13 protein-coding genes are annotated in these 10,209 nt (G+C 58.9%); 4 read left to right on the plus strand and 9 right to left on the minus strand.

The genetic code is table 11. The annotated features are described in order from the left end of the window. Positions 1–169: 169 nt before the first annotated feature. The 3 genes from HMPREF0308_RS10035 to HMPREF0308_RS10045 are packed head-to-tail and all read left to right on the plus strand — an operon-like array spanning position 170 to position 3,748. Positions 170–1,096 carry an ABC transporter permease gene (locus HMPREF0308_RS10035; RefSeq protein WP_005531255.1) on the plus strand — a complete coding sequence of 309 codons (927 nt, stop codon included), beginning with the start codon at positions 170–172 and terminating at the stop codon, positions 1,094–1,096. Next, positions 1,089–2,048: an ABC transporter permease gene (locus HMPREF0308_RS10040; protein ID WP_005531257.1), complete on the plus strand. Its 960-nt coding sequence runs from the start codon at positions 1,089–1,091 to the stop codon at positions 2,046–2,048. The genes HMPREF0308_RS10035 and HMPREF0308_RS10040 overlap by 8 nt, the downstream gene beginning before the upstream one ends. After that, the gene (locus tag HMPREF0308_RS10045) at positions 2,048–3,748 is read left to right on the plus strand and encodes a dipeptide ABC transporter ATP-binding protein (RefSeq protein ID WP_005531259.1); all 1,701 of its coding nucleotides are present in this window, start codon (positions 2,048–2,050) and stop codon (positions 3,746–3,748) included. Before HMPREF0308_RS10040 ends, HMPREF0308_RS10045 begins: the two co-directional genes overlap by 1 nt. A 123-nt stretch (positions 3,749–3,871) precedes the next feature. On the opposite strand, the gene HMPREF0308_RS10050 is transcribed toward HMPREF0308_RS10045, so the two are convergent. From HMPREF0308_RS10050 to nth, 4 genes are all read right to left on the minus strand, one after another. Continuing rightward, entirely contained in the window at positions 3,872–5,068 is a 1,197-nt protein-coding gene (locus tag HMPREF0308_RS10050; RefSeq protein WP_005531261.1) for a MarP family serine protease, read from the minus strand. Between the two features lie 67 nt (positions 5,069–5,135). Further along, on the minus strand, positions 5,136–5,831 hold the full coding sequence (locus tag HMPREF0308_RS10055) for an NUDIX hydrolase (RefSeq protein WP_005531263.1): 696 nt from the start codon (positions 5,829–5,831) through the stop codon (positions 5,136–5,138). Beyond that, the gene (locus tag HMPREF0308_RS10060) at positions 5,828–6,415 is read right to left on the minus strand and encodes a TlpA family protein disulfide reductase (protein ID WP_034657457.1); all 588 of its coding nucleotides are present in this window, start codon (positions 6,413–6,415) and stop codon (positions 5,828–5,830) included. Before HMPREF0308_RS10060 ends, HMPREF0308_RS10055 begins: the two co-directional genes overlap by 4 nt. Before the next feature lie 10 nt (positions 6,416–6,425). Next, on the minus strand, positions 6,426–7,106 hold the full coding sequence (nth, locus tag HMPREF0308_RS10065) for an endonuclease III (RefSeq protein ID WP_005531267.1): 681 nt from the start codon (positions 7,104–7,106) through the stop codon (positions 6,426–6,428). Between the two features lie 337 nt (positions 7,107–7,443). Here nth and glxR point away from each other — a divergent pair, with 337 nt between their 5' ends. Further along, positions 7,444–8,127 (plus strand): CRP-like cAMP-activated global transcriptional regulator GlxR, encoded by a 684-nt coding sequence (gene glxR / locus HMPREF0308_RS10070; RefSeq protein WP_005531269.1) that lies wholly within the window; start codon positions 7,444–7,446, stop codon positions 8,125–8,127. A 66-nt stretch (positions 8,128–8,193) separates the two neighbouring features. Here the strand turns inward: glxR and HMPREF0308_RS10075 are convergent, their stop codons facing one another. The 5 genes from HMPREF0308_RS10075 to HMPREF0308_RS10090 all read right to left on the minus strand — a co-directional run. After that, on the minus strand, positions 8,194–9,006 hold the full coding sequence (locus HMPREF0308_RS10075; protein ID WP_005531271.1) for an MBL fold metallo-hydrolase: 813 nt from the start codon (positions 9,004–9,006) through the stop codon (positions 8,194–8,196). A 19-nt stretch (positions 9,007–9,025) separates the two neighbouring features. After that, positions 9,026–9,484 carry a RidA family protein gene (locus tag HMPREF0308_RS10080; RefSeq protein WP_005531273.1) on the minus strand — a complete coding sequence of 153 codons (459 nt, stop codon included), beginning with the start codon at positions 9,482–9,484 and terminating at the stop codon, positions 9,026–9,028. Beyond that, entirely contained in the window at positions 9,484–9,642 is a 159-nt protein-coding gene (gene sp36 / locus HMPREF0308_RS13720) for a Sp36 family protein (RefSeq protein ID WP_086892235.1), read from the minus strand. The genes HMPREF0308_RS10080 and sp36 overlap by 1 nt, the downstream gene beginning before the upstream one ends. Beyond that, positions 9,639–10,001, minus strand: coding sequence for a hypothetical protein (locus HMPREF0308_RS10085; protein ID WP_034657447.1), 363 nt, complete (start codon positions 9,999–10,001; stop codon positions 9,639–9,641). The genes sp36 and HMPREF0308_RS10085 overlap by 4 nt, the downstream gene beginning before the upstream one ends. Before the next feature lie 33 nt (positions 10,002–10,034). Continuing rightward, positions 10,035–10,209, minus strand: a 175-nt coding sequence (locus HMPREF0308_RS10090) for an integrase core domain-containing protein (RefSeq protein ID WP_005531278.1), incomplete at its 5' end; no start/stop codon positions are given.

Raw genomic sequence — 10,209 nt, forward strand, 5'->3', positions numbered from 1 at the left:
CAGAGATTACTCATTGAGCGAGATCACAAACTAGATTCCCTGTAGCCACGACAGGCAAACTCTCAAGACACGCGTAGCAGCCTCTGCCACAACCCTTACCCAGGGTCGCGACCTTCTCGGTCGCGCGGCGTCGGCAAGCGCATGCTCACAACTAGTAAAGGACAACACTATGTTGCGCTATATCGGGCGACGAGTGCTCCAGATGATTCCGGTGTTCTTCGGAGCTACCCTCCTCATCTACGCACTTGTCTTCTTGATGCCCGGTGATCCGGTCGAAGCCCTGGGCGGCGACCGCGGTCTCACCGAGGCAGCTCGCGCTAGGATCGAGGCCGAATACAACCTCGACAAGCCATTTATTGTCCAGTACCTGCTCTACATCAAGGGCATTTTCATGCTGGACTTCGGAACCACCTTCTCCGGAATCCCCGTCACCGAAGTTATGGCCAATGCTTTCCCAGTTACGGTGAAGCTCACTCTCATGGCCATTGTCTTTGAAACAGTCTTCGGCATCCTGTTCGGCGTCATCGCCGGTATGCGCCGCGGAGGAATCTTCGATTCCACCGTCCTGGTCGCTTCCCTGCTCGTCATCGCAGTGCCTTCCTTCGTCATCGGCTTTGTCTTCCAGTACCTCGTGGGTATTAAATGGCAGCTCCTTCCGGTGACGGTGGGCGCGAAGGCCAGCTTTGAGTCGCTCCTCATGCCAGCAATGGTGCTGGGTGCGCTCTCCTTGGCATATGTCATCCGCCTGACCCGCCAGTCTGTTGCTGAGAACCTCCGCGCAGACTACGTGCGTACCGCCCGCGCAAAGGGCCTTTCCAGTGGTGCCGTCACCCGCCGCCACGTCCTGCGCAACTCCCTGATTCCAGTGGCTACCTTCATCGGTGCCGACATCGGCTCCCTGATGACCGGTGCCATCGTTACCGAGGGCATCTTCGGCATCAACGGCGTTGGCGGAACCATGTACCAGGCCATCCTGCGTGGTGAGCCGACCACCATCGTTTCCTTCACCACGGTCTTGGTGATCATCTACATCATCGCCAACCTGCTGGTTGACCTCCTCTACGCAGTACTCGACCCGAGGATCCGTTATGCCTAATTTCGAAAAGACTACTCAGTACCCTGGCCAAGAGCACTACGTCAACGAGGTCGACGAAACCGGTCTCGGCGCTGTCGACGCCGTCAAGGACGAGTCTGCTCCTTCTTCCCAATGGGGAGAGGCATGGCGCTATCTGCGCCGCCGCCCGCTGTTCTGGGTTGCGGCCACCATGATCGTTATCGCAGTCCTGCTGGCGCTGTTCCCAGGTCTGTTCACCAACACCGATCCACGCATGTGCGAGCTGTCTAAGTCGCTCGCTCCTGCCGAGTCCGGTCACCCCTTCGGATTTAACCGCCAAGGTTGCGACATCTACGCTCGCGTCATCTATGGCGCACGTGCCTCTGTCACCGTGGGCGTGCTGACCACGATTCTCGTGGTCATCATCGGCGCCCTAGTGGGCGCCGTAGCCGGCTTCTTCGGTGGATGGATTGACTCCGTTCTCTCCCGCATCACCGATATCTTCTTCGCTATTCCGCTGGTTCTGGCGGCAATCGTTGTTATGCAGATGTTCAAGGAGCACCGCACCATCATCACGGTGGTCTTGGTCCTTGGTCTGTTCGGCTGGGTCTCCATCGCCCGTATTACGCGTGGCGCCGTGGTCTCCATCAAGAACGAGGAATACGTGCAGTCCGCGCGCTCTATCGGCGCGTCGAACATCCACATCCTCTTCAGCCACATCCTGCCGAACGCTGCAGCGCCGATTATTTCCTACGCCACCGTGGCGCTGGGTACCTACATCGTCGCCGAGGCAACCCTGTCCTTCCTGGGCATCGGTCTGCCGTCCACGTTCGTCTCCTGGGGCGGAGACATCTCTGACGCACAGGCTTCCCTGCGTGTTAACCCGGCCGTCCTGTTCTACCCGGCAGGCGCCCTGGGCCTGACCGTTCTGAGCTTCATCATGATGGGTGACGTCGTTCGCGACGCCCTCGACCCGAAGGCAAGGAATCGCTAATGAATAAGCCGCTACTTGAAATGAAGGACGTCCACATCTCCTTCGAGACCTCCACCGGTACCGTCGAGGCAGTTCGTGGTGTCAACCTGAGCATCTACCCAGGCCAGTCCGTGGCAATCGTGGGCGAGTCCGGCTCCGGTAAGTCCACCACCGCTATGTCCATCCTGGGCCTTCTACCGGGCACCGGCAAGGTCACCAAGGGTCAGATCCTCTTCGAGGGCGAGGACATCACCCACTACAACAACAAGCAGTTCGAAGCCCTCCGCGGCAACAAGATCGGCTTGGTCCCGCAGGATCCAATGTCCAACCTGAACCCAGTGTGGCGTATTGGCACCCAGGTTGAGGAATCCCTCAAGGCCAACAACGTGGTTGAGGGCTCCGAGCGCGGGAAGCGCGTGGTGGAGATCCTTGAGGAAGCTGGGCTTCCCGACGCCGAGCGTCGCGCCAAGCAGTACCCGCACGAGTTCTCCGGTGGTATGCGCCAGCGCGCGCTCATCGGTATCGGCCTGGCCGCTCGCCCGAAGCTTCTTATCGCCGACGAGCCGACCTCGGCACTCGACGTGACCGTGCAGAAGACCATCCTGGACCACCTCGAGCACCTCACCGAGTCCCTCGGCAACGCGGTTCTGTTCATCACCCACGACTTGGGCCTCGCGGCAGAGCGTGCTGAGCACCTCATCGTTATGCACCGCGGCCGCATCGTGGAATCTGGCCCCTCGCGAGACATCCTGCGCGACCCTGAGCACCCCTACACCCGCCGTCTGGTCACCGCGGCTCCTTCCCTCGCTTCCTCCCGCATCCGTGCGGCCCAAGAAGCCGGAATCGAGACCGAGGAGCTCAAGACCGGCACTGCAAGCCACGCTGCCAACATTGAGGAAGAAACCGTCATCTCCGTACGCAACCTGACCAAGGAATTTGATATTCGTGGTCAGCGCGGCGAGAAGAAGCTGCTTAAGGCAGTTGACGATGTCTCCTTCGACATCCGCCGCGGCACCACCATGGCGCTCGTGGGCGAGTCCGGTTCGGGTAAGTCCACCGTGGCCAACATGGTCCTGGGCCTGCTGGAGCCGACCTCCGGCACCATCGAGTTCGAAGGCAAAGACACTTCCAAGCTCTCCAAGAAAGAACTGTTCAACCTGCGCCGCAAGATGCAGGTCGTCTTCCAGAACCCGTATGGCTCCCTGGACCCGATGTACTCCATCTTCAAGTGCATCGAAGAGCCGCTGGCTCTGCACAAGGTGGGAAGCCGTAAGGAGCGTGAGGCCCGCGTGGCTGAGCTGCTCGACATGGTGGCCATGCCGCGTTCTGCGATGCGCCGCTACCCGAACGAGCTCTCCGGCGGTCAGCGCCAGCGTATCGCCATCGCCCGCGCCTTGGCGCTGCGCCCAGAGGTCATCGTCCTCGACGAGGCAGTCTCCGCACTGGACGTTCTGGTGCAGAACCAGATCATCCAGCTGCTGGCCGAGCTGCAGTCTGAGCTAAAGCTGTCTTACCTCTTCATCACGCACGATCTGGCAGTTGTCCGCCAGACGGCCGATGACATTGTGGTTATGAAGAAGGGCCAAGTCATGGAGGCAGGCACCTCCGATTCCATCTTCAACAACCCACAAGAGGAATACACCCGCAACCTCATCAACTCGGTTCCGGGCATGCACCTCGAGATCGGCACTGGCTCCAACCTCGGATTGGCCAAGGAGTAACACCTCCCCCCTCGGTGCACCACAGCACACCGCAGGCCGTCACAAAGGCCCTGCTTATTCTTCCCCCTCAGGAATGCGATAAGCAGGGTCTTTCTCTATGGCGCAGATTGGGGCTTAGGGCTTCTAGCCAGCCACGCAGTTGCCGGTATCTACGGGCCGACTCAGCTGGGTGATGTCGCCGATGTGCTTGTTTACCTCGTCAGCGGTCAGTGCGTAGCCGGTCTCCGAGTCTTCGACGGAAGCACCAAACACAACGCCGAGGACTTGGCCATCGGTATTGACCAGCGGCCCGCCCGAGTTGCCCTGGCGGATGCTGCCGCGGACCGTGTAAGCATCGCGCTCCACGCGACCCTTGGAATAAATATCAGGTCCGGCAATGGTGATGCGTTCGCGCACGCGTGCCATCCCTGCCTCGAAGGGGCCGGAGTGCGGGAAGCCCATGACCATAGTGTCGTCACCAGTATCAGCTGGAGTCGGCGCCCAATCGAGCGGGCTGATGCCCAGATTGTCGCTGTGCAAGACGGCGATATCCACATTGGGGTTGTAATAGACCACCTCTGCTTGGCGCAGGCCAAGGACCGTATCCAGATGGACCTTCTCGGTACCGGCAACTACGTGCGCGTTAGTGATCACGTAGTCATCAGCTGCTACGAAGCCGGAACCCATGAGGCGGCGGGAGCAGACCTCGGCGTCGCCAAGCACGTGAATGACCGAAGGTCGCAGGCGTTCCACCAGAGCAGGGTCATTAACGTCCTGTGCTGGGGCCGCCACCTCGACGGCCCTGCCGGAATCCTGCCACGGCGAAACCAGCGGCGGCAGTCCTGACTCGTTGAGTACCGCCGCAACGCCATTGGGCAACGACGCCAACTGCGTTGGTGCAGCCCCATTGAGCACGCTCAAAATATGTGATTCCCGCAAGGCACGGCCTGGCGCGCCGCCCACGTTCGAAGCCAAAGGCAAGGAGATCAGCCAAATAACGAAGACCGCGGCAACGGCCTGAAATCCCGCGCCGATGAAAGAATCCACCCGCTGTTTCTTGCGGGTGCGCATCCTATCGCGCAAACGGGCACCGATACTCGCACCGATTAGCTGACCAATGCCCACCATCATGATGAGCACACCGATGGCGAGTAGAAAACGCAAGGCAGCCTGGTCTGTCAGCCGTATGGCGAATTGCGCCAACACGGTACCCAACACAACGCCGGCTACGATGCCAACAAATGACAAGACAGCAGAAATCGCGCCCTGGCGCCAGCCCGCCCAGAGGGCAAGCAAAACTGCCACCACGATGAGGATGTCTAATACGAGGGTCAGGGTCACGGGGCAAAGGTTCTTTCTTCGGTAAACGCGCGGCCCACTTAGAGCACAAACGCGAAGGCCATTTCAGCTAGGTCATCTTCTCATTATTTCGCGAACGCTTGAGTGCGCCGTGCAGATCATGCACCGAATTGTTATCCCATTCGCTCTCCCAGCCGGCGTGCTCCAAGATGGCGGAGAGAATCCCCCCAGTAAAACCCCAGATCAAATAGTCGTTGGCGCGAAATGCCGGCCCCTTCCACGGGCCAAAGCCCACCATCAAGCGATTAGTGGGTTCCGCCAGTTCGCGCAGCGGAAAGGTGAATACGTCGTCGGTTTCATCGGGGCTCGCCGCCCACACCTTTCCAGGAGCGTGCCAAAAGGCGGTAACGGGGCTTACCGGGTTACCGGTGGCTCGAATCTGCAACTGGTTCCATTGCTCCAGCGGCGTGACCGTGGAGCTATCCAGGCCGGTTTCCTCCCACGCTTCGCGCAAGGCAACGTCGACAAGCGTGGCGTCCTCGGGATCGCGGCGCCCACCTGGGAAAGCGATTTGTCCGGAATGCGAGCGCAGCGACGGCGAACGGTGCGTCAGCAACACCTCGCCATCGTCGAAGGACGTGCCCTTAAACAGCACCAACACCGCAGCCTCCTTGCGCACCGGCGGCAGGTCCTTCACGAACTTCGTAGCGTGACGGTTACCTATGCGCTCCTGCACCGCCGCTGCATCCACACCCATGGCAGGGCGTAGCCACTGCGGCGCCAAGTCTGGTTTCAGCCTACTCATGCCAGGGCCTCCTCCACTGCTTTCTCAATGTCTGCGGTGGACTCGAAGGGCTTTATGTACTGCTTCTTCACCTCGCCCTTGTACACAACGAGCGTAATGGGAATAACCCCTGGGAGCCCAAGCTGACCAGCAAATTTATTGGAAGCATCTTGGTAACTCGGCAGGTCAATGCCAATGTCCTGGAGGAAAGCGGCGCCATTCGCAGCGTTGCCATCCGCGTGGACTCCCACCACGTCCCAGTCGGGATGCGCCGTGGCTACTTCCTGCAAGTACGGCAGTTCCGCACGGCACGACTCACACCACCAGGCCCAGACATTGACCACTTGCACGTCCTTGGCAGCACTTTGTGCCTGCGCGCCCAAACATTCGAGGTCCACGCCCGCTACTGCGCCCTCCGGACACGCTGGGCGCTTGACGACGTCTCCCTCCCCCGCCTGTGCAGACGCACTCGCCGCGGCATCGACGCCGCGTTCAGGCTCCTGCCCGCCACTGCCAAGCAGGTTGCGCGCACCAACGAAAGCCAGCACGGCGACGACGATGGCCGCGATGACTGAACCGACGATGTACGAGGTGAGCTTATTCATGCCGTTCAGCCTACTTCCCGCCTCGGACATCGGTCTTCCTTACGCCTTGAGCTGCTAAAACTCCGGTTGGGCACAACTTCCGCACCACGCATACTTCGCACTCCGGCTTGCGCGAATGGCACACGCGGCGCCCATGGAAGATGATGCGATGGGAAAACATCGTCCATTCCTGTTCCGGCAGGAGTTCAGCGATGTCTTTTTCAATCTTGAGCGGAGTCTTGCTCTGGCTTAGCCCCATCCGCTGCATAAGTCGGCCGAAATGAGTATCCACCGTCAAGCCTGGGAGCCCAAAGGCGTTACCGCGCACTACAAGTGCCGTCTTGCGTCCCACGCCAGGCAGCTCCGTGAGCTCCTTGATGCCCTGCGGAACCTCACCTCCATAATCGGCCATGAGTTTCTCCCCGATGCCAATAAGATGCCCAGCTTTAGCGCGCTGAAATCCCAACGGCCGGAGAATAGCCTCCAAGTCGCTTCGCGACGCCGCGGCATAGTGCGCCGCATCCGGGTACTTGGCAAAGAGCTCGGGAGTTACCTGATTGACGCGCGCATCAGTGCATTGCGCTGACAACACCGTGGCCACGAGAAGCTCAAGCGGGTTGGAGAAGTCCAGCTCGCACTCAGCATCCGGGTATTCTCGGGCGAGCAGCTCATTGATGCGCGAAGCACGACTAACAGGCGATGAGTCAGACATTCTCTTGAGCTTAGTAGGATACTGATTATGGTTTCATTGATCGTCGTTGTGCCCCTAGCCCTCGCACTGTTTGCGATCCTCATGGAGAAGCTGGAATCAAAGGTCTTCGGGGACTGATAAATTTCCCCGCACCCTTTTCTGACCTCCATAGAAGTGTGACAATTTTTCACAGGGTTACATAAAGTGACAAATTACACTGTAGGATGAGATTCGTTGCATAGGGGCGCGCGCCTGTCTCGCTAGAAAACTTCTGGTTTTTCGATACACACGCGTCAGATGCTCGGAAAGACTCCGGGCATTTCTTCACCACTACCCCGCCAACTTCAAGGAGCAAAACGTGGAAGGCGTACAGGACATTCTTTCTCGGGCTGGTATTTTCCAAGGCGTTGATCCCGTCGCAGTACAGAACCTCATTGAGCAGATGGAAACCGTGCGTTTCCCTCGTGGAACCACCATCTTTGAGGAGGGCGAGCCAGGTGATCGTCTCTACATCATCACTTCGGGCAAGATTAAGCTTGCCCGCCACGCGCCGGACGGCCGCGAGAACCTCCTGACTGTGATGGGCCCGTCTGACATGTTCGGCGAGCTGTCCATCTTCGATCCGGGTCCTCGTACCTCCTCCGCGGTCTGTGTGACCGAGGTCCAGGCCGCAACCATGAACTCCGAGATGCTCAAGCAGTGGGTCTCTGATCACCCTGCTATTGCACAGCAGCTCCTGCGCGTTCTGGCCCGCCGCCTGCGCCGCACCAACGCTAACCTCGCGGACCTCATCTTCACCGACGTTCCGGGCCGCGTTGCCAAGACTTTGCTGCAGCTGGCTAACCGCTTCGGTGTTCAGGAGGGCGGCGCCCTCCGCGTGAACCATGACCTCACCCAAGAAGAAATCGCCCAGCTCGTTGGCGCTTCCCGTGAGACCGTAAACAAGGCGCTCGCCACCTTCGCACACCGTGGCTGGATTCGCCTCGAGGGCAAGTCCGTCCTCATCGTGGACACTGAGCACCTGGCAAAGCGCGCTCGCTAAAGCCTAAATCCATAAATAAAGCTCCTGGGAATCACTTCCGATTCCCAGGAGCTTTACTCTTAATTCCTATTTCTGGTCAGCCAGATACTTCAGCGCAGTACGGGTGGACTGCTCTGCGGCATGGCGCAGAACTGGGTCAACGTCGTCATACATCTCATCCACCAGAGTCTTCAGGTCAACGTCCTCGCCCAAGCGTGCGTGGACTTCCTTAATCTGCTCAAGGCGGTGGTGGCGGCGGTCAATGTACTTGCGTGCGACCTGCGAAACATCGTCCAAATCAGGGCCGTGACCCGGCATCAAAGTGATGTCCTTGCCGCGCTCTTCCAGCATGTCCAAAGTCTTAAGGTACTCCGCCAAGTCACCATCCGTCTCAGACAGCAGGACCGTGTGACGGCCAGCGATGGTATCGCCGGTGAGGATACCCTCGAGCTGGGAATCCTTAGCCACACCAGACCAAACAAAGAACGAGGTCGAATCAGCGGTGTGGCCTGGGGTGTGGACAACCTCCAACTGCGGGGTGATGCCGTCAACGGTGATAATTTCGCCGTCGACAAGCGCTTCTGCCCCATTGCAGTAGTTCGGGTCAAAAGCTCGAATTGGCGCGCCGGTAAGCTGGCGCAAACGCTGCGCTCCAGACGCATGGTCGTCATGACGGTGAGTAACAAGAATCAACGCCACTTCACCCGCCTTCGCGGTGACGACGTTGAGGTGACCTTCGTCCTCCGGACCTGGGTCAACGACGATTGCCTTTGAATCTTCGTTAGCACGAACGATCCACGTATTAGTTCCCTCGAGCGCCGTGTAGCTAGGGTTGTCGCACAAGACAACGCCTACGGACGGGGTCACGGGACGCAATTGGCTATATGCAGGATGCTCCATGAGTATTAAGCCTATCCGATCACTTAGAAAGTTCCACGATAACTTCCACCTCAACGGGGGAATCCTTCGGAAGTACAGCCACGCCCACTGCAGAACGTGCGTGCGTGCCAGCCTCGCCGAAAACCTCCCTGATGAAATCGGAAGCACCATTAATAACTTCAGCCTGCTCAACAAAGTCAGGTGCAGAAGAAACGAAACCCACGACCTTAACTACGCGGGAGACACTATCGAGTCCAACAAGAGAGTCGATCGCTGCGAGAGCATTCAGCGCGGCGGTGCGTGCATAGCCCTGTGCGTCTTCGATCGAGACGTCCGCACCCACTTTGCCCGTGGCTGGCAGAACGCCCTCAACAACGGGCAGTTGCCCGGAAGTCCATACTTGGTCGCCTACGCGAATAGCCGGAACATAGGACGCAAGTGGCTTCGCAACCTCCGGGAGAGAGTATCCAAGTTTGGCGAGTCGCGAAAGATGACTCATTACTGTTCCACCTCACGCTTGAAGTAAGCCACAACGTTCTCTGGATTCATACCAGGAGTGATGGTGACAAGCTCCCAGCCGTCTTCACCCCAGGAATCCAGAATCTGCTTGGTCGCGTGAGTTAGTACTGGCGCGGTAGCGTATTCCCATTTAGTCATAGACCACATACTACCGGGTTAAGGTCTGCGGGGTCACCGCCTGCGGTACCTACTTGATCAACGTCTACGGCCAGGACGGCAGCGTACTGCTTGGTGGTGAGCATGGCGTACTCGCACCGTCCTAAAGCATCAGTCTCGAAGCGATACATACGCGGCGAGTTCGTACCGTCAGCGTTGCGTCGATAGGCCTTTTTAAAGTCTCGTGTGACTGAACCGTGGAGTACCTCGCGGCCTAGATGATCGCGTAAAAGGTCGCGGTCACTGGCAGATGCTGGGGCGTTATCCAGTCCACCACGGTCGCGCTCGACACGGGTCGGTGTTTTAATATGCGCGTTCTGCGCATGAGTCTGTAAACTCATGACTGAAGCGTCCTGGGTTTAGTTCCGCTTCTTTTACGGCCCCGTGTTGATGGGCTCGGTGAGATAGTACTCGGTTTCTACTTCCTGTGGGGTAGCGTAGTCCAAAGCTTCATGAAGCCGCTTGGTGTTCCACCAATGCACCCACCGCAAGGTGGCCAGTTCGACTTCTCCGACCGACGTCCACGGGCCCTGGGCATGAATTAGTTCC

It is taken from the genome of Corynebacterium striatum ATCC 6940, from assembly GCF_000159135.1.
Taxonomy (GTDB): domain Bacteria; phylum Actinomycetota; class Actinomycetes; order Mycobacteriales; family Mycobacteriaceae; genus Corynebacterium; species Corynebacterium striatum.

What these genes read in the sequence shown, in the direction of transcription:
- sp36 (WP_086892235.1), bottom strand. Translation starts at nt 9,642, where the DNA reads ATGACTAAATGGGAATACGCTACCGCGCCAGTACTAACTCACGCGACC.
- HMPREF0308_RS10045 (WP_005531259.1), top strand. Translation starts at nt 2,048, where the DNA reads ATGAATAAGCCGCTACTTGAAATGAAGGACGTCCACATCTCCTTCGAG.
- HMPREF0308_RS10040 (WP_005531257.1), top strand. Translation starts at nt 1,089, where the DNA reads ATGCCTAATTTCGAAAAGACTACTCAGTACCCTGGCCAAGAGCACTAC.
- HMPREF0308_RS10035 (WP_005531255.1), top strand. Translation starts at nt 170, where the DNA reads ATGTTGCGCTATATCGGGCGACGAGTGCTCCAGATGATTCCGGTGTTC.
- HMPREF0308_RS10060 (WP_034657457.1), bottom strand. Translation starts at nt 6,415, where the DNA reads ATGAATAAGCTCACCTCGTACATCGTCGGTTCAGTCATCGCGGCCATC.
- HMPREF0308_RS10075 (WP_005531271.1), bottom strand. Translation starts at nt 9,006, where the DNA reads ATGGAGCATCCTGCATATAGCCAATTGCGTCCCGTGACCCCGTCCGTA.
- HMPREF0308_RS10055 (WP_005531263.1), bottom strand. Translation starts at nt 5,831, where the DNA reads ATGAGTAGGCTGAAACCAGACTTGGCGCCGCAGTGGCTACGCCCTGCC.
- nth (WP_005531267.1), bottom strand. Translation starts at nt 7,106, where the DNA reads ATGTCTGACTCATCGCCTGTTAGTCGTGCTTCGCGCATCAATGAGCTG.
- HMPREF0308_RS10080 (WP_005531273.1), bottom strand. Translation starts at nt 9,484, where the DNA reads ATGAGTCATCTTTCGCGACTCGCCAAACTTGGATACTCTCTCCCGGAG.
- HMPREF0308_RS10085 (WP_034657447.1), bottom strand. Translation starts at nt 10,001, where the DNA reads ATGAGTTTACAGACTCATGCGCAGAACGCGCATATTAAAACACCGACC.